This window comes from Polymorphospora sp. NPDC051019, from assembly GCF_040683055.1.
Taxonomy (GTDB): Bacteria; Actinomycetota; Actinomycetes; order Mycobacteriales; family Micromonosporaceae; genus Polymorphospora; species Polymorphospora lycopeni.
The window spans coordinates 1-24,876 of record NZ_JBFBCH010000001.1 but is presented as its reverse complement, the minus strand read 5'-3'; the positions used below and the strand labels follow the sequence as shown (position 1 = coordinate 24,876).

At 72.4% G+C, this 24,876-nt stretch carries 21 protein-coding genes; 18 read left to right on the top strand and 3 right to left on the bottom strand.

From position 1 onward, the window contains the following. The 10 genes from AB0M79_RS00105 to AB0M79_RS00060 all read left to right on the top strand — a co-directional run bounded on the left by AB0M79_RS00105 (position 1) and on the right by AB0M79_RS00060 (position 13,062). Positions 1-2,193, top strand: coding sequence for a dipeptide ABC transporter ATP-binding protein (locus AB0M79_RS00105; RefSeq protein ID WP_364206125.1), 2,193 nt, complete (start codon positions 1-3; stop codon positions 2,191-2,193). Next, a complete protein-coding gene (locus AB0M79_RS00100; RefSeq protein ID WP_364206122.1) occupies positions 2,186-4,240 on the top strand; it encodes a hydantoinase/oxoprolinase family protein in 2,055 nt (684 codons plus the stop codon). The genes AB0M79_RS00105 and AB0M79_RS00100 overlap by 8 nt, the downstream gene beginning before the upstream one ends. Then, positions 4,237-5,922 (top strand): hydantoinase B/oxoprolinase family protein, encoded by a 1,686-nt coding sequence (locus AB0M79_RS00095; protein WP_364206119.1) that lies wholly within the window; start codon positions 4,237-4,239, stop codon positions 5,920-5,922. The genes AB0M79_RS00100 and AB0M79_RS00095 overlap by 4 nt, the downstream gene beginning before the upstream one ends. Further along, positions 5,915-7,633: a hydantoinase B/oxoprolinase family protein gene (locus AB0M79_RS00090; RefSeq protein ID WP_364206116.1), complete on the top strand. Its 1,719-nt coding sequence runs from the start codon at positions 5,915-5,917 to the stop codon at positions 7,631-7,633. Before AB0M79_RS00095 ends, AB0M79_RS00090 begins: the two co-directional genes overlap by 8 nt. Next, a complete protein-coding gene (locus tag AB0M79_RS00085) occupies positions 7,630-8,892 on the top strand; it encodes an amidohydrolase family protein (RefSeq protein ID WP_364206113.1) in 1,263 nt (420 codons plus the stop codon). Before AB0M79_RS00090 ends, AB0M79_RS00085 begins: the two co-directional genes overlap by 4 nt. Next, a complete protein-coding gene (locus AB0M79_RS00080) occupies positions 8,889-9,308 on the top strand; it encodes a nuclear transport factor 2 family protein (RefSeq protein ID WP_357537188.1) in 420 nt (139 codons plus the stop codon). The genes AB0M79_RS00085 and AB0M79_RS00080 overlap by 4 nt, the downstream gene beginning before the upstream one ends. After that, a complete protein-coding gene (locus tag AB0M79_RS00075; protein ID WP_364206109.1) occupies positions 9,305-10,300 on the top strand; it encodes an NADPH:quinone oxidoreductase family protein in 996 nt (331 codons plus the stop codon). The genes AB0M79_RS00080 and AB0M79_RS00075 overlap by 4 nt, the downstream gene beginning before the upstream one ends. Before the next feature lie 2 nt (positions 10,301-10,302). Further along, positions 10,303-10,641, top strand: a complete 339-nt coding sequence (locus tag AB0M79_RS00070; RefSeq protein WP_357537184.1) for a TIGR04076 family protein — start codon at positions 10,303-10,305, stop codon at positions 10,639-10,641. A gap of 136 nt (positions 10,642-10,777) precedes the next feature. Continuing rightward, positions 10,778-11,827 (top strand): LLM class flavin-dependent oxidoreductase, encoded by a 1,050-nt coding sequence (locus AB0M79_RS00065; protein ID WP_364206105.1) that lies wholly within the window; start codon positions 10,778-10,780, stop codon positions 11,825-11,827. Beyond that, entirely contained in the window at positions 11,824-13,062 is a 1,239-nt protein-coding gene (locus AB0M79_RS00060) for an alpha/beta hydrolase (protein ID WP_364206102.1), read from the top strand. Before AB0M79_RS00065 ends, AB0M79_RS00060 begins: the two co-directional genes overlap by 4 nt. Before the next feature lie 39 nt (positions 13,063-13,101). On the opposite strand, the gene AB0M79_RS00055 is transcribed toward AB0M79_RS00060, so the two are convergent. The 3 genes from AB0M79_RS00055 to AB0M79_RS00045 form a co-directional block, all read right to left on the bottom strand. After that, entirely contained in the window at positions 13,102-13,719 is a 618-nt protein-coding gene (locus AB0M79_RS00055) for a cupin domain-containing protein (RefSeq protein ID WP_357537179.1), read from the bottom strand. A 239-nt stretch (positions 13,720-13,958) separates the two neighbouring features. Continuing rightward, on the bottom strand, positions 13,959-15,278 hold the full coding sequence (locus AB0M79_RS00050) for a condensation domain-containing protein (RefSeq protein ID WP_364206099.1): 1,320 nt from the start codon (positions 15,276-15,278) through the stop codon (positions 13,959-13,961). Positions 15,279-15,549: 271 nt separating this feature from the next. Next, on the bottom strand, positions 15,550-15,999 hold the full coding sequence (locus AB0M79_RS00045; protein ID WP_364206096.1) for an Lrp/AsnC family transcriptional regulator: 450 nt from the start codon (positions 15,997-15,999) through the stop codon (positions 15,550-15,552). A gap of 146 nt (positions 16,000-16,145) precedes the next feature. On the opposite strand from AB0M79_RS00045, the gene AB0M79_RS00040 reads away from it, so the two are divergent. The 8 genes from AB0M79_RS00040 to AB0M79_RS00005 form a co-directional block, all read left to right on the top strand. Next, a complete protein-coding gene (locus AB0M79_RS00040) occupies positions 16,146-17,066 on the top strand; it encodes a tryptophan 2,3-dioxygenase family protein (RefSeq protein ID WP_357537172.1) in 921 nt (306 codons plus the stop codon). Positions 17,067-17,154: 88 nt separating this feature from the next. Further along, the gene (gene kynU, locus AB0M79_RS00035) at positions 17,155-18,438 is read left to right on the top strand and encodes a kynureninase (protein ID WP_364206093.1); all 1,284 of its coding nucleotides are present in this window, start codon (positions 17,155-17,157) and stop codon (positions 18,436-18,438) included. Continuing rightward, positions 18,431-19,807, top strand: a complete 1,377-nt coding sequence (locus tag AB0M79_RS00030; RefSeq protein ID WP_364206090.1) for an NAD(P)/FAD-dependent oxidoreductase — start codon at positions 18,431-18,433, stop codon at positions 19,805-19,807. The genes kynU and AB0M79_RS00030 overlap by 8 nt, the downstream gene beginning before the upstream one ends. 20 nt (positions 19,808-19,827) lie before the next feature. Beyond that, positions 19,828-21,309 (top strand): 2-hydroxymuconic semialdehyde dehydrogenase, encoded by a 1,482-nt coding sequence (locus tag AB0M79_RS00025; protein WP_364207577.1) that lies wholly within the window; start codon positions 19,828-19,830, stop codon positions 21,307-21,309. Beyond that, on the top strand, positions 21,306-22,094 hold the full coding sequence (locus AB0M79_RS00020) for a fumarylacetoacetate hydrolase family protein (RefSeq protein WP_364206088.1): 789 nt from the start codon (positions 21,306-21,308) through the stop codon (positions 22,092-22,094). Before AB0M79_RS00025 ends, AB0M79_RS00020 begins: the two co-directional genes overlap by 4 nt. 73 nt (positions 22,095-22,167) lie before the next feature. After that, positions 22,168-23,103, top strand: a complete 936-nt coding sequence (locus AB0M79_RS00015) for an acetaldehyde dehydrogenase (acetylating) (RefSeq protein ID WP_364206085.1) — start codon at positions 22,168-22,170, stop codon at positions 23,101-23,103. Then, positions 23,100-24,116, top strand: coding sequence for a 4-hydroxy-2-oxovalerate aldolase (dmpG, locus tag AB0M79_RS00010; protein WP_364206082.1), 1,017 nt, complete (start codon positions 23,100-23,102; stop codon positions 24,114-24,116). Before AB0M79_RS00015 ends, dmpG begins: the two co-directional genes overlap by 4 nt. Beyond that, positions 24,113-24,876 (top strand): fumarylacetoacetate hydrolase family protein (locus tag AB0M79_RS00005; RefSeq protein ID WP_364206079.1); only part of this gene is annotated, 764 nt, incomplete at its 3' end. The genes dmpG and AB0M79_RS00005, both read left to right, overlap by 4 nt.

Genomic DNA, 24,876 nt, shown 5'->3' with positions numbered 1-24,876 from the left:
ATGCTCTCGATCGAGAACCTGTCGGTGGTGATCCGCCGGCGCGGCCGCGAGGTCGCCGCCCTGAGCAACGTCAACCTGCGCGTCGACGCCGGCGAGGTGGTCGGCCTGGTCGGCGAGAGCGGCGGTGGCAAGAGCATGGTCGCCCGCTCCGTCGTCGGCCTGCTGCCCGGCGGCGCGGACGCCACCGGCGCGGTCCACTTCGACGGCGCCGACGTGCTGCGGATGGACGACGAGGCACTGCGCACCCACCGCGGCCACGGCGCGGCGCTGTGCTTCCAGAACCCGCGCGGGGCGCTCATCGCCACCCGCACCGTCGGCCGGCAGCTCACCGACCGGCTCACCACCCACCAGGCGATGGACCCGAAACGGGCCCGGGAGGCCGCCCGCGAACTCTTCGAACAGGTCGGGATCCGCAACCCGGCCCGGCGGCTCGACGCGTACCCGCACGAACTGTCCGGCGGCATGGCCCAGCGGGTGATGATCAGCCTGGCCACCGGCTGCGCGCCCGGCCTGCTGATCGCCGACGAGCCGACCACCGGCCTTGACGTCACCCTGACCCGGGAGATCCTGCGCCAGTTCCGGCTGGCCGCCGACGCCGACCGGCGCGGCGTACTGCTCATCTCGCACGACCTGGCCTCCATCGCCGCGGTCTGCGACCGGGTGGTGGTGCTCTACGCCGGCACCGTCGTCGAGAGCGGCCCCGCCGACCAGGTGCTGCGCGAACCGTCCCACCCCTACACCCGCGCCCTGCTCGCCTCGGTCCCCGACATCGACGGCCGGCCGGTCGTCGCGACCGCCGGGGCGATGCCGCTGATGCGGGCCGCGCCGGACGACTGCCCGTTCGCGCCCCGCTGCGCGCACGCCACCGACACCTGCGGGCAGCGCCGCCCGCCGACCATGCCGGTCCCGCACGGCTCGGGCGACTGGACGCTGGCCTGCTTCCACCCGCAGAGCGGCCCGATGACCGCTGCCGCTTCGACCCTGCGGGCCACCGCCAAGACCGCGGCGGCCGACCCGACCCTGCAGGCCACCGCCAAGACCGCGGCGGCCGACCCGACCCTGCACGCCACCGCCAAGACCGCGGCGGCCGACCCGACCAGCACCACCGCCGAAGCCGCGCCGGCCGGCCCGACCGTGCCAGGCACCGGCCCGGTCGGGCCGGCGGGCGCTCTCACCAAGGACCGGGCCGCCGGTGCCGCGACGCCGGCGGCCGGCACGCCCGTCCTGGCGATCGACGACGCGCACGTGGTCTACCGCAGCCGCTTCGGCCGCGGCGGCCACCACGCGCTGCGCGGCGTCAGCCTGACCGTCGCCGCCGGCGAGACCCTCGGCGTCGTCGGCGAGAGCGGCTGCGGCAAGAGCACCCTGGCCAAGCTCATGCTCGGCCTGGTCGACCCGGCCAGCGGCAGCGTCGAGGTCGCCGGCCAGCGCTACGCCGGCCTGCGCGGCCGTAAGCTGCGGCAGCTGCGGACCCGGGCCCAGATGGTGTTCCAGGACCCGATCGGTTCGCTCAGCCCGCGCCGCACCGTCGGCGACTCGATCGCCGAACCGCTGCGGGCCCTCGGCGTACCGGCGGCCGAACGCGCGCAGCGGGTCGGGGCCGTGCTCGACCGGATGGAACTCGACCGGTCCATCCTCCAGCGGCAGCCGCACGAACTCTCCGGCGGGCAGGCCCAGCGGATCGGCATCGCCCGGGCGCTGGTCGGCCGCCCCGAACTGATCGTCTTCGACGAGCCCACCTCGGCGCTCGACGTGACCGTGCAGGCCCAGATCCTCAAGGTGATCGCCGACGTCGCCGCCGACTCGTCGCGCGGCTCGGTCTTCATCTCGCACGACCTGGCCACCGTACGCGGCTTCTCCGACCGCGTCGTCGTGCTCTACCTCGGCCGGGTGGTCGAGGAGGGGCCGGTCGACGAGGTCTTCGACAACCCGAAACACCCGTACACCCGGGCGCTGCTGGCAAGTGCCCCCAGCCTGGGCACCGGCTTCGGCGGGCCGCGGGTCGAGCTGACCCGCGACCTGGAGGAGGCCGACGCCGCCACCGGGTGCCCGCTGGCCGCCCGCTGCCCGTTCGTCACCGACCGGTGCCGCTCCGACGACCAGGAACTCCAGCCGTACGGCGCGAGCCGGGCCGCCTGCTGGCGGGTACCGGAGATCCCCGCCCTGCTGAAAGGTAGTGACATCCGTGTCTGAACCGCACATCCGGCTCGCCGTCGACATCGGCGGCACCTTCGTCGACGCGATGGAGTTGGACACCCGCACCAACCGGGTGCGCTTCCGCAAGGCGTCGACCACGCCCGCGCGGCCGTGGGAGGGTGTGCTCGACGCGGTCACCGCGCTGGGCACCGACCTGTCCCAGGTGGAGCTGTTCATCCACGGCACCACGCTCGGCCTCAACGCCGTCCTCGAACGCCGCGGCGGCGCCACCGGCATCATCACCAACGACGGCTTCCGCGACATCTTTCTCATCGGCCGCGGCAACGTGCCGTCGGACCACATGTACGACTTCAAGTACCAGCGCCCGGAGAGCCTGGTCCAGCGCCGCTACACCGCCGGGGTCACCGGCCGGCTGGACCACAAGGGCCGGGTCGTCACCGAACTCGACCCGGACAGCGTGCGCGCCGCCGCCCGCGAGCTGGTCGAGGCGCAGGGCGTGAAGTCGATCGCGATCTGCTTCCTGCACTCGTTCCTCGACCCGACCCACGAGCGCGCCGCCGCCGAGATCATCCGGCGCGAGTACCCGGACGTCAGCCTGTCGCTGTCGACCGACATCGTCCGCGAGTACCGCGAGTACGAGCGGACCAGCACCACCGTGCTCGAGGCGTACATCCGGCCGATCTTCGAGCGGTACGTCGACGAGCTGGAGAGCGGCCTGGCCGCCCGTGGCTTCGCCGGCCGGTTCCTCATCATGCGCTCCGGCGGCGGCTCGATGACGTCGACCGTCGCCAAGACCTCGCCGACGCACACCGTGCTGTCCGGCCCGGCCGGCGGCATCGTCGGCGCCGCCTACCTGGCGAACGAACTCGGCCGCGACAACCTGCTCACCTTCGACATCGGCGGCACGTCGCTGGACGCCTGCGTCATCGAGCGCGGCTCGGCCGTCGCCGCGTACGAGGCGCAGCTCGAACACTTCCCGCTGCTGATCCCGACGTACGACATCCGGACCATCGGCGCCGGCGGCGGCTCCATCGCCTGGCTCGACCGTGGCCTGCTCAAGGTCGGCCCGCACAGCGCCGGCGCCGACCCCGGCCCGGTCTGCTACGGCCGCGGCGGCACGAAGCCGACCGTCACCGACGCCTCGGTCGTCCTCGGCTTCGTCGACCCGGCGCGCTTCCTCGCCGGCACCATGGGCCTGGCCGACGACGCCGCCCGCGACGCGGTCCGCGAGCAGGTCGCCGAACCGCTCGGCCTGTCCGTCGAGGCGGCCGCCGCCGGCATCTACGACGTGCTGCTGGCCAAGACCGTCGGCGCGGTCCGGCAGATCACCGTCGAGCGCGGCCACGACCCGAGGGTCTTCTCACTGCTCGCCTTCGGCGGCGCCGGCCCGCTGCTCGCCCCGCTGCTGGCCCGCGAGATGGGCATCCGCGAGGTGGTCGTGCCGTTCGCCCCGTCCGGCTTCTCCGCCTGGGGCATGCTGTCCGCCGACATCGTCGACGACTTCGCCCGTACGGTCATGGCCACCCTCGACGACGCCGACCTGGACCAGATCGAGGCGCTGTTCAAGAGCGTGGAGGCCGAGGCCCTCGCCTCGCTGCGCACCCAGGGGGTGGGCGAGAACGACGCGCTCCTGGAGCGGCAGTTCGAGCTGCGCTACCTCGGCCAGGAGCACAGCCTGATGGTGACCGTCGGCCACGACCTCGACCCCGACGCGGTCCGCGCCTCGTTCGAGGAACTGCACCGGGCCCGGTACGGCCACGCGATGGACAACCGGCTGCAGATCCTCAACCTGCGGGTACGCGGCATCGGCCGGACCCGTCGCCCGGAGCTGGCGACCGCGCCGGCCGGCGACGGCGACCCGACCCGGGCGCTGCTCGCCCCGCGCGACGCGTACGACTTCGGCACCCGCGAGGTCGTTCCGTTCGCCGTCTACGACCGCTCGCTGCTCCAGCCCGGCGACGTCTTCTCCGGGCCGGCGCTGGTCGACGAGGGCACCTCGACCACCGTCGTCCCCAGTGGACAGCGCGTCGAGGTCGACCCGCACGGCTACCTGCTGGTGACCCTCGAGGAGGCTGGCGCATGACCACCCTGGACGGAGCCACGGTCGAGGTCGTCCGCAGTTACCTGCTGTCGGCGGCCGAGGAGATGCGGGCCACCCTGATCCGCACCTCGTTCAACCCGGTCATCTACGAGGTCCACGACTTCGGCATGTCGATGTACGACGCCGGCCTGCGGCTGGTCGCCGAGGCGACCGGGCTCACCTTCTTCCTCGGCGCCAACGACTTCTCGCTGCGCAAGGGCGTCGAGTACGTCGGCCTCGACAACCTGCACCGCGGCGACGTGGTGCTGCTCAACTTCCCGTACTGGAACGCGGCGCACGCCTCCGACGCGACCCTGTTCGCCCCGGTCTTCCAGCCCGACCCGGCCGCCCCGGACGCCGACGGCACCCTCGTCGGCTTCCTCTGCGTCCGCGCGCACTGGATGGACCTCGGCGCCAAGGACCCCGGCTACGTCCTGGACTCCACCGACATGCACCAGGAGGGGCTGATCTTCCCGGGCACCAAGGTGGTGTCGAAGGGCGTCCCGGTCCACGAGATCCACGAGCTGATCCGGTTCAACTCCCGGATGCCGGCCGAGGTGCTCGGCGACCTGCACGCCCAGATCGCCGCGCTGCGTACCGGCGAACGCCGCTACCTGGAGATCCTGGCCAAGTTCGGCCGGCCCACCGTCGACGCCGCCATCGACGCGATGATCGCCGACGGCGAGGCCCGCAGCCGGGCCGCCCTGGCCGCGCTGCCGCAGGGCACCTGGACCGCCGAGGACTGGGTCGACGACGACGGCATCACCGAGGACCCGGTGAAGATGCGGGTCACCGTCACCATCGCCGACGGCGAGTTCACCGTCGACTTCGCCGGCTCGGCGCCGGCGACCGCCGGCCCGATCAACATGCCGTACGGCGCCACCGAGGCGATCTGCAAGGTGATCCTGAAGTCGCTGACCTCGCCCGACCAGCCGTCGAACGCCGGCACGGTCGCCCCGCTGAAGGTGCTCGCCGAGCCCGGCACGCTCTTCCACGCCGTCTACCCGCAGCCGACGTTCACCCTGTGGACCGGCATCGTCGCGGTCGAGCTGATCCTCAAGGCGCTTGCCCAGGGCATGCCGGAACTGCTGCCGGCGTCGTCCGGCGGTGACGTGCCCGGGTTCATGATGGTCGGCATCCACCCCGACACCGGGGCGATGTTCGCGGTCAGCAACAACGACCCGGTCGGCTGGGGCGCCACCACCGACCACGACGGCATGAACGCCGCCACCCACGTCTCCGGCAGCACCGGCCGGATCACCCCGGTCGAGGTGCTGGAGGCCCGTACCGGGATGTTCTTCGAACGGATGGAGTTCCGCGCCGACTCCGGCGGCGCGGGCCGGTTCCGCGGTGGCGCGGGGCTGCGGCGTGACATCCGGTTCGTGACGCCGGGCGAGTTCCTGTCGGTGATCAAGAAGACCCGCAGCCGGCCGTGGGCGCTTGCCGGCGGCCTGGAGCCGGACCCGAACCAGGTGGTCGTCTTCCCGGGTACGGACCGGGAGGCGCGGGTGTCGACGAAGCGGACCCGGGTCGAGGTGGGGGACCGGATCACGCTGCTGACCGCCGGTGGGGGCGGGCACGGCGACCCCCGCGACCGCGACCCCGACGCCGTACGCCTCGACGTCGCCGAGGGCTACGTCAGCCCGGCCGCCGCCCGTGACGTCTACGGGGTGACCGATGGGTGAACCCGGGGCCGGTCGGGCCGCGACGACACCGCCGGACGGCGCCACCGTCGAGGTGGTCCGCAGCTATCTCGTGTCGGCCGCCGAGGAGATGCGGGCCGCCCTGGTCCGCACCGCCTTCAACCCGGTCATCTACGAGGTCTACGACTTCGGCATCTCCATCTACGACGCCGACCTGCGCCTGGTCGCCGAGTCGACCGGCCTGAGCCGGTTCCTCGGCGCCAACGACTACTCGATCGGCAAGGGCGTCGAGTACGTCGGGGTCGACAACCTCGAACCCGGCGACGTGGTGCTGCTCAACTACCCGTACTGGAACGCGGCGCACTCGTACGACGCGACCCTGTTCTCGCCGGTGTTCCTGCCCGACCCGGCCGACCCGGACGGCGACGGCACGCTGATCGGCTTCCTCTGCGTCCGCGCGCACTGGATGGACCTCGGCGCCAAGGACCCCGGCTACGTGCTGGACTCCACCGACATGCACCAGGAAGGCATCATCTTCCCGGGCACCAAGGTCTTCCGCCGCGGCGAACCGGCCCACGAGATCGTGGAACTGATCCGGTTCAACTCCCGGATGCCGGACCTGGTCATCGGCGACCTGCACGCCCAGGTCGCGGCGCTGCGCACCGGCGAGCGCCGGCTGATCGACGTCTACACCCGCTACGGGCGCGAGACCGTCGACGCGGTCGTCGACACCGTCGTCGCGGCCGCCGAGGCGTCCACCGCCGAGGCGGTCGCCGCCCTGCCGCAGGGCTCGTGGACCGCCGTCGACTGGCTCGACGACGACGGCATCAGCGACGAGCCGATCCGGATGCAGGTCACCGTGACCGTCGCCGACGGCCGGTTCACCGTCGACTTCGCCGGCTCGTCGCCGGCCGTACCCGGCCCGGTGAACCTGCCGCTCGGCGCGACGATCGCGACCGCCCGGGTCGCGTTCAAGGCGGTGACCACCCCGACCGAGCAGACCAACGCCGGCCACTTCGCCGCCCTGTCGGTACGCGCCGAGCCCGGCACCCTGTTCCACGCCGTCTACCCGGCGGCGACGTTCACCCAGTGGACCGGCACCGTCGCCCTCGAACTCATCTACAAGGCCCTCGCCCAGGGCATGCCGGACCGGCTGCCGGCGTCGTCCGGCGGTGACGTGCCCGGGTTCATGATGGTCGGTATCCATCCCGACACCGGGCAGATGTTCGCGGTCAGCAACAACGACGCGGTCGGCTGGGGCGCCAGCCCCGACCATGACGGCATCGGCCCGGTCAACCACCTGTGCCAGACCCAGGCCCGCAACACCCCGGTCGAGGTCCTCGAAGCCAAGACCGGGATGTTCTTCGAACGGGTCGAGATCCGCGCCGACTCCGGCGGGGCGGGCCGGTTCCGGGGTGGATCGGGGCTGCGGCGTGACATCCGGTTCGTGACGCCGGGCGAGTTCCTGTCGGTGATCAAGAAGACCCGCAGCCGGCCGTGGGCGCTTGCCGGCGGCCTGGAGCCGGACCCGAACCAGGTGGTCGTCTTTCCCGGTACGGACCGGGAGGCGCGGGTGTCGACGAAGCGGACCCGGGTCGAGGTGGGGGACCGGATCACGCTGCTGACCGCCGGTGGGGGCGGCCACGGCGACCCCCGCGACCGCGACCCGGCCGCCATCCGCGCCGACATCGCCGAGGGCTACGTCACCCCCGCCGCCGCCCGCCAGATCTACGGATTCGAGGACTACCCATGAGCGAAAGTAGTGGTGCGGCGTCGACCGTACTGGTCAACTGCACCGTCGTCGACGGCCGGATCGTCGACGGCGTCGGCCCGCTGCCCGACGCGGCCGTCTGGGTACGCGACGACCGGATCGCCGCCGTCGGCCCGCGCGACGAGGTGCTCGCCCAGGCCGGCGAGCAGGGCGGGTTCGCGCGCGTCGACCTCGACGGCGCGTACGTCACGCCGGGCCTGACCAACATGCACACCCACCTGTCGCTGTCGCTGCCCGGCAGCGGCGGCGACGGCGTCAAGGGGATGAGCCCCCACGAACTGGCGTTCTACATGGCCGACGGCGCCCGCCGCACCCTCCTGTGCGGAGTGACGACGGTTCGCTGCGTGGCCGAGAAGGACCACGCCGACTTCGCCCTGCGCCGCGCGATCGCCGCCGGCCGGGTCGTCGGCCCCCGGATCTTCACCGCCGGCCGGGCCCTGGTCTGCACCGGCGGCCACGGCCACGAGAGCGGCGACACCATGGAGTGCGACGGCGCGGACGGCTTCCGGCGTGGCGTACGCAGCCAGGTCAAGGCCGGCGCCGACCTGATCAAGGTGATGATCTCCGGCGGCATCGCCGGCGAGCACGAGTCGATCCACACCCGGCAGCTGTTCACCGACGAGCTGCGCGCCGTCATCGACACCGCGCACGCCTGGGGCCGGCGGGTCACCGCCCACGCCGGGCCGGCGCCGGTCATCGCCGAGGCCGTCGAACTGGGCCTCGACTGCGTCGAGCACGGCTACCAGCTCACCCCCGGGGTCGTCGCCCGGATGGCCGAGCGCGGCACCGCCCTGGTGCCGACCCTGCTGGTCACCCGCTGCAAGGAGTTCTTCGACGAACTCGGCGTACCGGAGTGGATGCAGTGCCGGTCGCTCGGCGCCGGACCACGACACCTGGAGAGCTACGCGATGGCGCTGGAAGCCGGCGTCGAGGTGCTGCTCGGCAGCGACATGCCGCCGTTCTGGCACTTCGAGGGAACCAACGCCTCGGTACGCGAACTCGAATACATGTCCGAGGGCGGCATCGGCCCGGCCCGCGCGCTGTACGCCGGCACCCTCGGCCCGATCCGCTGGCTCGGCGCCGAGGCCGACCTCGGCACGGTGGAGACCGGCAAGTACGCCGACCTGGTCGCGATGGACGCCGACCCGACCGCCGAGACGTCGGCGTTCCGCGGCATCCGCTGGGTCATGAAGGGTGGCCGCGTCGTCCGCGACGACCGGTCGGGATGGAGCGCACAGTGAGCACCGAAACCGAAGACCGCGGCGGGGCCGACGCCGACCTGATCCGGGCCGGCATCGACGACCTGTACGACGCGTTCCTCGCCGGCGACCGGCGGCGCTTCGACAGCCACCTGCACGCCGACGTGACCACCTGGGAGACCCACCTGCCCGGGCCGCTGCGGACCCGCGCCGAACTCGACTCGTACCGCGACCGGCGCGACGCCGCCGGCGCCCGCCCGAACCTCGCCGTCCTGGCCGCCACCGACCTGCGTGTCGACGTCTGGGACGACACCGCCGTCGCCCGCTACGTGCTGGTCGCCGAACCGAAGGACGGCTCCGCCCAGCACAGCCGGGTCACCGACGTGCTGCGGCGCACCGACGACGGCTGGCGCATCGTGCACCACCACTCCGAACTGCTCGTGCCGGCCACGGCATGATCCGTCGACTGGTCGCCCTCCGCGACGGTGAGCCCGCCGACGTGCTCACCGTCGCGGAGGTGCCCGACGACCCGCCGCCCGGCCCCGGCGAGGTGACCCTGGCCGTGGACACCGTCGGCCTCAACTTCCTCGACGTGATGCTGTGCCGGGGCACCTATCCGGTCCGCCCCGACCCGCCCGTCACCCCGGGCGTGGAGGTCGCCGGCCGGGTCGTCGCCGCCGGCCCCGGCGCCGAGCACCTGCTCGGCCAGGACGTGCTCGCCTGCCCGGCGCTGCCGCACGGCGCGCTCGGCGACCGGGTCACCGTCGAGGCCGGCCTGACCGTGCCCCGGCCGGCCGGGATCGGCCCGGTCGAGGCCGCCGCCCTGCCGGTGACGTACCAGACGGCGTGGTTCGCCCTCGAACGCGCCGGGGTACGCGCCGGCGACCTGGTGCTGGTGCACGCCGGTGCCGGCGGGGTCGGCATCGCCGCCACCCAGCTCGCCGTCGCCCGGCGGGCCCGGGTGATCTGCACCGCCGGCGGCCCGGAGAAGGTCGCCCGCTGCCGGGAGAACGGCGCCAGCCTCGCCATCGACTACCACGCCACCGACTTCGTCGAACAGGTCCGGGAGGCGACCCGGGGGACCGGGGTCGACGTCGTACTCGACCCGGTCGGCGGCGACGTCTTCACCCGGTCGCTCGACTGCCTGGCGTTCGAGGGGCGGATCGTGGTGATCGGCGCCGCCGGCGGGCCACCGCCGCCGGTCGACCCGATGCGGCTGACCGCCGCGAACACCACCGTCATCGGCCTGTCGTGGGGGTCGACGTACCCGTGGCGGCGCCCCGACGCGGTCCGCGACGCGTACGCCCAGCTCTTCGACCTGCACGCGGCCGGCGCGGTCCGGCCACCGGTGACCCGGGTCGTGCCACTGCACGAGGCGCCGCGGGCGCTGTCCGACCTTGCCGCCGGGCGTACCGTCGGCAAAATCATTGTCCAGGTAGGAGGGAGCTGACCATGACCGAGGACGGGACGCCCACCGAGGGCGACATGGACATCTACGACCTGCGGGTCACCGTCGACCGGATCGAGGGCCGCTCGGTGTGCGGCATGGACGTCGGCGACCACTTCGACCTGACCGACAGCGCACACCTCAAGCTGCCCGAGGGCAAGCACTTCTGCGTGTACGCCCTCGCGTCGGTGCTGCCGTTCCTGGCCGCCAAGCAGCGCGACGTGCCGCCCGGCGACTGGCTCGCCCAGGACTCGCTCTTCGCCTGCCCCGACCCGGAAGAGCGGCTGATCATGCGGGTCGAGCGGACCTGCCGGCGCCGGATGAACTCCGCCGACCTGACCTGAGCCCCGCCGGCCGGACCCCCACCGGCCTGAGCCCCGCCGGCCGTCCGGCCACGCCGCAACGTCCCGCCGGCCGTCCGGCCACCCGCAGCGTCCCGGCGGACCGCCGTCCGGCCGCCGTCCACCAAGGAGGAACCCCGTGGCACCCGTCGAGATCGGGCTCGGCCTGCAGAGCGACAAGCGGGCCGGCGACTACGCCCGGCTGGCCCGCCGCGCCGAGGAGGACGGCTTCGACGTACTCACCGTCTTCGGTGACCTGATGTACCAGCCACCGATCTTCCCGCTGCTGGAGATGGCGGCGGCCACCACCCGGGTCCGGCTCGGCACCGCCTGCCTCAACCCGTACTCGATGGCGCCGTACGAGATCGCCGGCCAGGTGGCCGCGCTCGACCTGGCCTCGCACGGGCGGGCCTACCTGGGCCTGGCCCGCGGCACCTGGCTCGGCGCCGTCGGCATCGACCAGCCCCGCCCGCTGGCCGCCCTGGAGGAGGCCGCGCAGGTCGTCTACCGGCTGCTCGGCGGCGACACCACCGGCTTCGAGGGCCGGGTCTTCCGGCTCGCCCCCGGCACCGCCCTGCGGTACGCGGTGCACCGCCCCGACCCGCCGCTGCTGCTCGGCGCCTGGGGCCCGCGCGGCGCCGCCCTCGCCGGCCGGATCGCCGTCGAGATCAAGGTCGGCGGCAGCGCCAACCCGGCGATGGTGTCGGTCATCCGCGACCGGGTACGCACCGGCGCCGAGGCGGCCGGCCGCTCCGTCGACGACGTCGGCATCGTGCTCGGCGCGGTCACCGTCGTCGACACCGACGGCGCCGCCGCCCGGGCGAAGGCGCGCACCGAGGTCGCGATGTACCTGGCCGTCGTCGCCGACCTCGACCCGACCGTGGAGATCCCCGCCGACCTGCTGGCCCGGGTCAAGGAGCTGGTCGACGCCGGCGCCGACACCGAGGCCGGCCGGCTGATCCCCGACGACCTGCTCGACCTCTTCGCCTTCTCCGGCACCCCGGAGCAGGTCGCCGCGCAGGCGCAGACCCTGATCGACGCCGGGGTGCGGCGGGTCGAGTTCGGCACCCCGCACGGTCTGACCGACGACCGGGGCGTGGCCCTGCTCGGCTCGGCCGTGCTGCCGCTGCTGCGCCGCGAACCGGCGCCGGTCCGCCCGGCCGCGACCGGGCCGGGGAGCGGGTCGTGACCGGGCCGTCGGCCAACCAGCCGGCCCCGCCGTACGTGCTGGTCGTCGCGGTGGCCGGCCTGGTCGCCGACCGGGACCTGCTCACCGAGGTCGCCGAGGGCGAGTTCACCACGCTGGGCGTCGCCGGCCGCTTCCTGACCGTCCCGGACGCCGCCGGGCTGCGCCGCGCGCTCGGCAGCGTCGGCCGCGACCCGTCGACCGTCCTCGTCGTACTGCCCGGCCCCGATCCCGCCGTACGGGCGCTCATGGCCGTCGAGGGACGGCACGCGGCCCGTACGGTCTGGTTCGACCTGGCCGTGACCGGGCCGGCACCGGTCGCCGCCGGCTCGGCGCACCTGTGGGGCCGGGGCGTCTGGGGCCTGGGCTGGGCGGTCCGGCACGCGGTGTACCGGCGGCGCGACCCGGCGATCCGGATCGCGTACGGTCCGCACCCCGAGCAGTGGGGCGACCTGCGACTGCCGGCGGGCGCCGGGCCGGCCTCCGGTTCGGATGACCCGTCGGCGACGGGTGTCGGGCCGGCACCGGTCGCGGTGCTGCTGCACGGCGGCTTCTGGCGGTCCGTCTGGGGCGCCGACCTGATGGACGCGCTCGCCATCGACCTCGCCGGTCGTGGCTACGCGGTGTGGAACCTGGAGTACCGCCGCCCGGACCGGCACGGCTGGGACACCACCACCGCCGACGTCGCCGCCGGCCTCGACGCGCTGGCCGACCTCGACCGGCTGGCCGCGACCGGCCACGCCGGGGAGCCAACCCTCAACCTCGACCTCAACCTAAACCTCGACTTGAACTTTAGGGTCGACCTCGACCGGATCGCGGTCATCGGACACTCGGCCGGCGCCCAACTCGCGCTGCGGGTCGCCGCCGACACCCGGCGTCCCGCGCTGGTCGTCTCGCTGGCCGGGGTGCTCGACCTCGCCGAGGGCGACCGCCGCGACATCGGCTCGGGCGCCGTCGCCGGCGCGCTCGGCGGCCGGCACGACGACCTGCCGGCGGTCTACGCCGCCGCCGACCCGATGGCCCGGCTGCCGATCGGCGTGCCGCAACTCGTCGTCCAGGGCCACGCCGACGACCTCGACCTGCGCGACTTCAACCGCCGGTACGTCGCCTCCGCACGGGCCGCCGGCGACGAGGTGGTCCACCTCGAACACCCCGGCGACCACTTCTCGGTCATCGACCCAGGGGCGTACGTGTGGCGGGCCGCGGCGGCCGAACTCGACCGCCGCCTGAACCCGTAGGAGCGCTCCCGCCCTGTTACGTGTGAGTGAACACGGCGATCAGAACAGCCGCGGCGTGACCACCGAGACGACCGTCGTCACCTTGTCGGTGTCGTTGTAGAGCCGGTGCGGCGCGTTCGACCGCAGATGCAGGCTGTCCCCCGGGTGCAGCCGGTGCTCCACCCCGTCGACCTCGTAAAGCAGCTCGCCGCTGACCACGTAGGCGAACTCCTCACCACCGTGCCCGTACGCCTCGTCCCGCCGGCCACCGGGCGCGATGTGCACCAGCATCGGCTCCAGCACCAGGTTGGGGCCCCGGTCCGACAGCATCCGGTAGGTCTGCTGGCCGGAGACGTATTCAGTGGCGCCGCTCGCCGCCCGGGTCAGCGTGAAATGGGTGGGCAGCCGGGCCGACGGCACCTCCTCGGCGGGGGCCGGACCGTCGTCGAAGAACTCCGCGACCGGCCGGTCGAGGGCGGCCGCCACACTGTTCAGCGCGGTCAGCCCGATCGATGAGACACCCCGCTCGACCTGCGACAGGAAGCCGATCGACAGGCCGGACCGGGCGGCCAGGCCGCGCAGGGTCAGGCCCCGTTCGGTGCGGAACCGCCGCATCCGTGCGCCGACCAGATCCGGTCGGGCGTCGTCCTGCCGGGTGTGGCGTTCCGATGTGTGCACGGGTCCTCCTGGAAAGGCCGGCGCGGGCGGGGGCGGCCCGGGCTAGTCTTGTTCGATCCTATCGAACTTGACCTGCGTGAGGGTATGGCCGAGTCGGTCACAACCGACCCTCCGGTCATCCGGATCCGGCCGGCGGCCGGCACGGGACACCCCTGCCGGCCGGGTCGCGGCGACACCCGGCGCCACCGGCCCGCCGGTCGGCGGTGGAGCGTCCCCGGTGGCCGACCACCCCCGTGGCGTCAGCCCGCCTCGACGGCCTCGCCGCGCAGCCGTGCCCCGATCTCGTCGAGCAGCCGCCCGACCGTCGACGCGTCGTGGACGGCCGGGTCGTGGTGGATCGCGAACCGGACGGCGCCGTCGGCGAATCCCGCCGTGACATCCAGCAGGTACGGCCGACCACCGGCCGGCGCGGGCTCCGGTCCGGCCGACCCGGCGACCGGCACCAGCAGGCCCGCCGGGCGGGTCGCGTCGGATCCCGCCAGATAGCTGAAGCTGACCTGCGGCGCGGCGACGTCGGCCAGCCGTTCGTCGCCCCGGGTACGCAGCAGCAGGCCGTGCCCGAGACCGTCGAGCGGTACGGCCGCCACCTGGCGGCGCACCTCGACCGCCGCCGACAGGCCGGTCAGGCCCGGGTCGACGTGCAGGCGCAGCGGGTAGCGGAACTCGAACCGGCCGATCGTCCGGCTGACGTCGATCCCCGGTACCGGAGACCGCCGGCCCGGCGACGCCACCGCGAGCGTGCAGTGTGCGCCGCCCTGCCAGCGAGTTACCGTCGCGGCCACGGCGGCCAGCAGCAGATCGGCGAGATCGAGCCCGGCCGAGCCGGCGGCCCGTGCCGCGGCGCCGGTCGCCGCCCCGGACAGTGTCGTGGTGAGCACCGCCCGTGGTCCGGTCGAGCCGGCCCCCTCCGACCGGTCGACCGGTACCGACTCGCGCCGCCGCTGGGCCAGCCAGAACGGGACCTGCTCGGCCAGTGCCGCCTCCGACGCGTACCGGTCCAGGGCCGCCGCCCAGATCTGGTACGGCGTGGTGGGTGCCGCCGGCCCGTTGCCGTCCAGCCACCCCTGGAGGTCGTCCAACACCAGCGCCAGGGACAGTTCGTCGACGACCAGCGGATTGCAGATGACGAGCATCCGGTCCCGGCGACCGCCGCCCAGCCGCAGGTGCTCGACGCGTACCGGGGCGGTGTGGGAGGTCCGGGCGCCGGCCGCGACCGCCGCCACGGCCGACTCCACCTCGTCGTCGCCGACACCGGACAGGTCGTGGCTCTCGAACGGGGGGTCGCCCGGATCGGCGCAGGTCTGCCACCACCGCGAGCCGTCGTGGGCCAGGCGCAGCCGGAGACCGTCGTGCCGCAGCATCGTCCGCCGGACCGCCGTGGCCACCCGCGCCGGCGCGATCCGCCGGGTCAGCTCCACGTGGAGGACGTGGTCGGCGTGGTCGGGACCGGACGGCGGCGTGATCTCGTCGAGGAAGACGGCCTGGGCGGGGGTGACCGGGAACGCGGCGTCGCCGAACGGGTTCGCGTCGACGTACCGGTCGACGTCGGTAACGGACATGTGCACTCACCTCGCCGGTCTCGGGAAAGGCTGGTCAGCGGATGCCGGTCCGGTTCGCTGCGCAAGGGACCACCGGGTGGCTGCCCGGCTGCCGAACAATGTAGACAACAGGGCCGGCCTCCTCGCGGAACTGTGGCAACGCTCCGAAAGGTGCTCGACGCGGCGGGCGGCGTCGTCGCCGTCGAGGTGACCGTCAGCGGCGAGCCACAGCCGTAGCGGGCGCCCCGGAAAGGGGCACCGGGCGCGACGTGGGCCGCCGTCGTCGTACGTCTCAGGACTCCGGCCGGTCGGCCCGGGTCACCGGGCGCCAGCCGAGCGGCGTCGACAGCACCATCGTGCTCGACGGCTGGCCGTACGGGGCCAACCGGTCGATCACCCGCTCGAAGTGCTCCATCGAACCGGCCGCCACCTTCAACAGGCTGCACGCGTCGCCGGTGATCCGGTGGATCTCCAGGATCTCCGGCCACGTCGCCACCTCCGGGTCGCGCAGGATGCAGTGCGCCCCGTAGCAGGACATCCGGATCATGGCCACCACCGACCAGCCGGCCCGGGGCAGGTCGACGTGCGCGTGGTAGCCGCCGATCACCCCGGACTCCTCCAGCCGGCGGATCCGCTCGGCCACCGCCGGCGGCGACAGGTGCACCCTGCGTGACAGCTCGCTGAAGGAGAGCCGGGCATCGCGCTGCAGCTCCCCGAGGAGCGCCCAATCCATCTCGTCCACGTTCACTTTTCCTTCGTTAAGTCAGCACCTCAATCTAGCTCCTGATCCAGAGGTCTAGCAGCGTGAACACCGTTCATCCGGTCTTCAAGATTCACCCCGATCAAGGAGATCATGGGGTAACTCAGCGCGAGGGAGGGACGCAGCGCATGAAGAGCACCGAACTGGCCGAGCCGGACGTACGCCCGGCCGACCCGTCCGCCCCGGCCGTACGGCCGGCGACTGCCGACGAACGCGAGCGGCGCGCCGCGGCCAACGCCGGCGAGCCGACGGTCGAGTTCACCGACCGCGTGCCGTACGACGCGTACGTGCATGCCAGCACCCTGCACAGCCTCCAGCAGACGTTGAGCAAGGACCCGGGCGAGATGTCCTTCCTCATGGTCAGCCAGATCATGGAGCTCTACTTCGGCCTCACCCGGTTCGAGCTGCTCGAGACCCAGCGGCTGCTGCGCGCCGACGACGTCTGGGGCGCGCTCGCCCCGCTGCGCCGCGCCGCCCTGCACCTCGAGGGACTCAACGCCTCCTGGCAGACGCTGCGCTGGATGACGCCCGCCGACTTCAACCGCTTCCGCGACCTGCTCGGCGAGGGCTCCGGCTTCCAGTCGGCGATGTACCGGCACCTGGAGTTCCTGCTCGGCCTGAAGACCCCGTCACTGGTCCGCCCGTTCCGCCGGCAGGCCGAGGTGTACGCCGAACTCGTCGAGACCCTCGAGGCCCCGAGCCTCTGGGACGACGTCATCGCCGTACTCGCCCGCCGCGGGCACGCGATCCCGCAGGCACTCCTTGACCGGGACACCGCGCAGGAGCACGAGGCGCACCCGGCCGTCGAACAGGCCTGGGTACGCGTCTACGAGCAGAACACCCCCGACAACCACCTGCGGATGCTCGGCGAAGCGCTGACCGAGGTCGCCGAACAGTTCGGTGACTGGCGCTACCGGCACCTCAAGGCCGTCCAGCGCACCATGGGCGCCAAGGTCGGCAGCGGCGGCTCGGCCGGCGTGACATGGTTGCAGCGCAGCATGGCCCGCGTGGTCTTCCCCGAGATCTGGTCCGCCCGGACCTCCATGTGACCGGAGACAGAAACATGAGCGAGCGCAGTGAGCGAATCAGTCGGCTCAGGCTGTCTCATGGCGGCCGCGAGCGTAGCGAGTAGACGTCATGAGCGAGCGTAGTGAGGAAGACGCCTACCGGCGTGACGCCGCCGACCCCGGCCACCGCGAACTGTTCCACGTCCCACCCGCCGACGGCGGCCGCTACGCCGAGGTCGCCTACTTCGCCGGCAACTCGCTCGGCCTGCAACCGCGCGCGACCGTCCCCGATCTGCTCGACGATCTCGGCGACTGGGCCCGGCTCGGCGTGGAGGGGCACCTCGAGGCCGGCCGGCCGTGGCTGCCGTACCACGAGTTCCTGACCGGGACCGCGGCCCGGCTGGTCGGCGCCCTGCCGTCCGAGGCGGTCGTGATGAACTCGCTGACCGTCAACCTGCACCTGCTGATGGTCTCGTTCTACCGCCCCTCGGGCATCCGCACCCGGATCGTCATCGAGGACACCGCCTTCCCGTCCGACAGCTACGCCGTGCGCAGCCAGGCCGTGTTCCACGGCCTGGACCCCGACAAGACCGTCGTACGGCTGCGTCCGCGCCCCGGCGAGGAGAACCTGCGCACCGAGGACGTGCTGGCCTACCTGCGCGACGAGGGCGACCGGGTGGCACTGGTGCTGCTCGGCGGCGTCAACTACCTCACCGGCGAACTGATGGACATCGAGACGATCACGGCCGCCGGCCGGGCCGCCGGTGCCGTCGTCGGCTGGGACCTCGCGCACGCCGCCGGCAACGTGCCGCTGAAGCTGCACGACTGGGGCGTCGACTTCGCCGCCTGGTGCTCCTACAAATACCTGAACTCCGGCCCGGGCGCGCTCGCCGGCGCGTTCGTCCACGAACGCCACCACGGCGCCGACCTGCCCCGGTTCGAGGGCTGGTGGAGCACCGAGCCGGCGACCCGGTTCGAGATGACCCCGGTGTCCCGCCCGCCGGCGACCGCCGACGCCTGGCAGATCTCCAACCCGCCGATCTACGCGATGGGTCCGGTACGCACCTCGCTGGAGATCTTCGACCGGGTCGGCATGCCCGCCCTGCGCGAACGCAGCCTGCGCCTCACCGGCTACCTCGAGGAACTGCTCGACGAGGTCACCGCGAACCGGCCGCTCACCGTGATCACCCCGCGCGACCCGGCCCGGCGCGGCTGCCAACTGTCGGTACGCATCGGCGACGGCAGCGCCTCCGACCTGACCCGGCGGCTCCGGCACGAACACGGCGTGATCGCCGACGCCCGCGAACCCGACGTCGTACGGTTCGCGCCGGTGCCGCTCTACTCGACGTACCACGACTGTTGGCGGGCCGCGCAAGCTCTCGCCGCGACGGTGAAGGAGTTGGGACGTGACTAGTCGATCGCGGGTCGCGGTCGTCGGCGCGGGACTGGCCGGCTGCCTGCTCGCCTGCTACCTGGCCCGGCGCGGCCACCGGGTCACCGTCTACGAGCGGCGCCCCGACCCGCGCAGCGGCACCGCCGAACGCGGGCGCTCGATCAACCTGGCGCTCTCCGAGCGCGGACTCGACGCGCTGCGCCGCATCGACCTCGACAAGCAGGTGATGGCCGACGCGCTCCCGATGCGCGGCCGCATGATCCACCCGATCGCCGGGCCGCTCGACCTCCAGCTCTACAGCGCCGGCGGCGACCGCGCCATCAACTCGATCAGCCGTGGCGCGCTCAACAACGCCCTCCTCGACGCCGCGCAGGCCGCCGACGGCGTCGAGATCGTCTTCTCGCACCGGCTCGTCGGCCTCGACCCGGCGACCGGCGCGATGACCTACCAGACCCCGGACGGCGAAGCCCACGCCGACGCCGACGTCGTGATCGGCACCGACGGCGCCGGTTCCGCCGTACGTGGCCAACTGCTCGCCCACGACCTGCTCACCGAGAGCCTCGACTTCCTCGACTACGGCTACAAGGAACTCACCATTCCCCCGGTCGACGGCGACTTCGCCCTCGACCCCGGCGCGCTGCACATCTGGCCGCGCGGCACCTCGATGATGATCGCCCTGCCCAACCCGGACCGGTCGTTCACCTGCACCCTGTTCTGGCCCACCGGCGGCACCGGCAGCTTCGCGTCGCTGTCCAGCCCGGCAGCCATCGAACGGAACTTCGCCACCCACTACCCGGACCTGCCGCCGATCGCCCCGAACCTGGTCGACGACTACCAGCACAACCCGGTCGGCCTGCTCGGCACCGTACGGTGCGGCCCCTGGCACGCCAACGGCCGGGTCGCACTGCTCGGCGACGCGGCGCACGCCATCGTCCCGTTCTACGGCCAAGGCGCCAACTGCGCCTTCGAGGACGTCGTCGTGCTCGACCGCTGCCTCGACGACACCGGCGACGACTGGGCCCGCGCCCTGCCGCTGTTCGACGAGCGCCGGCGCGACGACACCGAGGCGATCGCCCAGATGGCCCTCGCCAACTTCGTCGAGATGCGCGACAAGGTCGCCTCACCGGTCTTCCAGTACGGGCGCAAGATCGAGCACGCCCTCGAAAAGGCGCTGCCCGGCCGCTACGTCTCCCGCTACGAGATGGTCTCGTTCTCCACCACGCCGTACGCCCAGGTGCAGCGACGGGTCCGCACCCAGCACCGGGTGCTCGGCGCGGCGGTGGCCGGGGCGGCGGCGCTCCTGATCGGGGCGCTGGGTGCCGCCGTCACGAAGCGGGCCATCGGCACCAGCCGGCGCCGGCTGTCTGGCACCGGAGAGGGGGAGGCGTGAACCTCTGGCATCCCGAACTGATGTCGGGGCGGCCGTCCGGCCAGCCCGGCCTGCTACGCAACTACGTCGGCGGCGAGTTCGTCGACACCGGCAACCGGTTCCCGAAGGTCTCCCCGGTCACCGGCCAGACCATCTTCGAGGTCGCCGAGGCAGATCAGTCCACGGTGGATGCTGCGGTGGGTGCGGCGCGGTCGGCGTTGGCTGGTCCGTGGGGTCGGATGGGTGAGCGGGAGCGGGCGGCGGTGTTGTACCGGGTCGCCGACGAGTTGGAGCGTCGGTTCGATGATCTGGTGGCGGCGGAGGTCGGGGACACCGGTAAGTCGATTTCGCAGGCGCGGAGTCTCGACATTCCGCGTGGTGCGGCGAACTTCCGCGCGTTCGCGGAGATCGTGTCCACCACGCCGACGGAGTCGTTTACGACCGTGACCCCGTCCGGTGGTCGGGCCCTGAACTATGCGGTGCGTAAGCCGGTCGGGGTTGTGGCGGTGATCGTGCCGTGGAATCTGCCGTTGCTGTTGTTGACGTGGAAGGTGGCGCCGGCCCTTGCCTGCGGGAATGCGGTGATTGTGAAGCCGTCGGAGGAGACGCCGTCGTCGGCGACGTTGTTGGCCGAGGTGATGGCCGCCGCCGGGGTTCCTGACGGTGTGTTCAATGTGGTGCATGGGTTCGGGCCGGGGTCGGCGGGGGAGTTTTTGACCCGGCATCCGGGTGTCGATGCGATCACGTTCACCGGGGAGTCGGCTACTGGTGGGGCGATCATGCGGGCGGCTGCTGATGGGGTGAAGGCGGTGTCGTTCGAGTTGGGTGGCAAGAACGCCGGCCTGGTCTTCGCCGACGCCGATCTGGATGCCGCTGTCGAGGGCTCGGTGCGGTCGTCGTTCACCAACGGTGGTCAGGTGTGTCTGTGCACCGAACGGCTCTATGTTGAGCGACCGGTGTTTGACGAGTTCGTGTCGCGGTTGGCGAAGCGGGCGGATGAGTTGACGTTCGGCTGGCCGGCTGACGAGGCGACGGTGAACATGCCGTTGATTTCGCACAAGCATCGGGAGAAGGTCCTCGGCTATTACGACCTGGCCCGTGCCGAGGGCGCGACGGTCCTGGCTGGTGGTGGGGTTCCCCAGTTCGGGGATGGCCGTGATGGTGGCGCGTATGTGCGGCCGACGGTGTTGACCGGTCTCGGCCCGGATGCGCGGGTGAACCGTGAGGAGGTGTTCGGGCCGGTGTGTCATGTGGCGCCGTTCGATGACGAGGACGAGGCGTTCGCTCTGGCCAATGACAGTGAGTACGGGCTTGCGGGGACGGTGTGGACGCGGGATGTGGGTCGGGCGCATCGGGCGGGGGCGCGTTTGGAGGCGGGGATCGTGTGGGTGAATACGTGGTTCCTGCGGGATCTGCGGACGCCGTTCGGTGGGGTGAAGGCGTCTGGTGTGGGTCGTGAGGGTGGCACCCATTCCCTGGACTTCTATTCGGAGCTGACGAACGTGTGTGTGGATCTGTCATGACCTTTGTGGATGATGCTGCGGCGTTGCTTCGGGGCGCCTACGAGACCGGGACTCCCGTGCCTCCGTTGCGGGAGGCGGTTCTGCCGCTCGGTGATGTCGATGCCGCGTATGCCGTTCAGCAGGCGCAGGTCGGCGAGTGGGTGGCGGCTGGCCGGCGTCGGGTCGGGGCGAAGATCGGTTTGACGTCGCCGGCGGTGCAGCAGGCGTTCGGGGTGTTCCAGCCGGATTTCGGGGTGTTGTTCGCTGACATGGCGGTCCCGGACGGCGCCGAGGTCGATCTGGGTGGGTTGATCCAACCGAGGGTGGAGGCGGAGGTCGCGTTCGTCCTCGATGCCGGTCTGCCGTTCGAGCGGGTGACGGTCGCCGACGTGATCCGGGCGACCGACCACATTCTTCCGGCGGTGGAGATCGTGGATTCGCGGATCGCGGGCTGGGACATCTCGATCGTGGACACGGTCGCGGACAACGCCTCCTCGGGTCTGTTCGTGCTCGGCAACCAGCCCTGCCGTCTGTCGGACGTCGACCTTCGGGTGGCGGGCATGGTTCTCGAACACGCTGGCGAGCCGGTCTCGGTCGGCGCTGGCGCCGCCTGCCTCGGTAACCCCGTGCACGCGGTCGCCTGGTTGGCGCAGACGCTCGCCGTCGCGGGTAGCCCGCTGAGTGCTGGCGATGTGGTGTTGTCCGGGGCGCTCGGCCCGATGGTGTCGGTCACCGCAGGCGCCGCGTACGAGGCGCGGATATCCGGCGTGGGTTCGGTGCGGGTCTGCTTCTCGGGAGGGTCGTGATGGGCGGACGGGGTGACCAGATCGGCTGGCCCGGTGTGGACTGTGCCGGCCGTGGACTAAGCGAGGAGACGTCATGACCACGGGTGTGGCGGTGATCGGGTCGGGGAACATCGGTACCGATCTGATGATCAAGGTGTTGCGGTTGTCGGAGTCGTTGCGGATGGTGGCGATGGTCGGTATCGACCCGGACTCCGACGGTCTGGCGCGGGCTCGCCGGCTTGGTGTGGCGACCACGGCCGAGGGTATCGACGGGCTGCTCGGGATGCCGGAGTTCGCGGATGTGGAGGTGGTGTTTGACGCGACGTCGGCGGGTGCGCACAAGCGGCACGCGGAGTTGTTGCGGGAGCGCGGTCGTCTGGTGGTGGATCTGACGCCGGCGGCGGTCGGGCCGTATGTGGTGCCGCCGGTGAATTTGGATGAGCATCTGGGCGAGCCGAACGTGAACATGGTGACGTGTGGTGGTCAGGCGACCGTTCCGATCGTCGCCGCGGTTGGCCGGGTGACGCCGGTGGCGTATGCGGAGATCGTGGCGTCGATCGCGTCGAGGTCGGCGGGTCCGGGGACGCGGGCGAATATCGACGAGTTCACCGAGACGACGGCGCGGGCGATCGAGGTCGTCGGTGGTGCCCGGGCGGGTAAGGCGATCATCGTGCTGAATCCGGCTGATCCGCCGTTGTTGATGCGTGACACCGTCTACTGCCTGTGCCCGGACCGGGACGTGGACCGGGCTGCGATCGCCGCGTCGGTGGAGGCGATGGTCGCCGCGGTCGCGGAGTATGTGCCGGGTTACCGGTTGAAGCAGACGGTGCAGTTCGACGACGTGTCCGCTCACGTTCCGGCGTTGGGCGGGCATTTCGAGGGGGTGCAGGTGTCGGTGTTCCTGGAGGTGTCCGGGGCGGGGCACTATCTGCCGGCGTATGCCGGGAATCTGGACATCATGACGTCGGCGGCGTTGCGGACGGCGGAGCGGATGGTGGCGTTGCGGGCCGAGCGGGGAGTGGCGGCGTGAACCTGTATATCCAGGATGTGACGTTGCGGGACGGGATGCACGCGGTGCGGCATCAGTTCACCGTGGACCAGGTCCGGTCGATCGCGGCCGCCCTCGACAGTGCTGGTGTGGCGGCGATCGAGGTCGCGCACGGTGACGGTCTGGCCGGCTCCAGCGTCAATTACGGGCATGGTGCGGCGTCGGACGCGGACTGGATCGCCGCTGCCGCGGAGGCGGTGACGAACGCGAAGCTGACGACGTTGCTGCTGCCCGGGATCGGCACGATCGCCGATTTGAAGGCCGCCCGGGACCTCGGGGTGACCAGTGTGCGGATCGCGACGCACTGTACGGAGGCGGACATCTCCGCGCAGCACATCGGGTGGGCGCGGGAGAACGGTATGGACGTGTCCGGGTTCCTGATGATGTCGCACATGAACGACCCGAAGGGTCTCGCGCAGCAGGCGAAGCTGATGGAGTCGTACGGGGCGCACTGTGTGTATGTCACGGATTCGGGTGGTCGGCTGCTGATGCGTGATGTCGCGGAGCGGGTGGACGCGTACCGGCAGGTTCTCGACCCGGGTACGCAGGTCGGGATCCACGCTCACCACAATCTGTCGTTGGGGGTGGCGAACAGTGTCGTCGCGGTCGAGCACGGCACCACCCGCGTCGACGCGTCCCTGGCCGGGCACGGTGCCGGGGCTGGGAACGCGCCGCTGGAGGTGTTCGTCGCGGTCGCGGAGTTGCACGGTTGGGAGCATGGTTGTGACGTGTTCGCGTTGATGGATGCCGCCGAGGACCTGGTCCGGCCGTTGCAGGACCGGCCGGTGCGCGTGGACCGGGAAACCCTGACGCTGGGCTATGCCGGGGTGTATTCGAGTTTCCTGCGGCATGCGGAGCGGGCGTCGGACCGGTACGGGGTCGACGTGCGCTCGATCCTGGTCGAGTTGGGCCGCCGCCGGATGGTCGGCGGGCAGGAGGACATGATCGTCGACGTCGCCCTCGACCTGGTCGGTGGCGGGGAGGGCAAGCCGTGACCGACCTCGCCACCATCGCCGAACGACTCGACAACGCCGCGCGGACCGCGACCGCGATCCCGCAGCTCGCCGCCGACGCCGGCATCGACGTCGACACCGCGTACGCCGTCCAGGAAGCCCTGGTCGGCCACCGCCTCGCCCGGGGCGAGACCCTGGTCGGGCTGAAGATGGGCCTGACCAGCCGGGCCAAGATGGCGCAGGTCGGTGTCGACGAGGTCATCTGGGGCCGGCTCACCGACGCCATGCGCGTCGACGACGGCGGCACCGTAACCGTGGGTGGCCTCATCCACCCGCGGGTCGAACCCGAGGTCGCGTTCCTGCTCGACCGCCTCCCCGAACCCGGCGAACCCCTCGCCGACTTCGCCTCGGCGGTCCGCGCGGTCGCGCCCGCGCTGGAGGTCATCGACTCCCGCTACCGCGACTTCACGTTCTCCCTGCCCGACGTCATCGCCGACAACACCTCCGCCGCCGCGTACGCCATCGGCCCGTGGCAGCCGGTCCCGGCCGGCATCGACAACCTCGGCGTACTCCTCGAGGTCGACGGCCGGGTGGTCCAGACCGGCTCCACCGCCGCCATCCTCGGCGACCCGCGCCGCGCCCTGACCGAGGGCGTCCGGCTCGCCGGCCGGTACGGCGTGCAGCTGCGTACCGGATGGGTGTTCCTGGCCGGCGCGGCGACGGCCGCCGTGCCGCTCAAGCCCGGTGCCCACGTCCGCGCCGTTGTGGAATCGCTCGGCACCGCGTCGCTGAAGGTGACGCC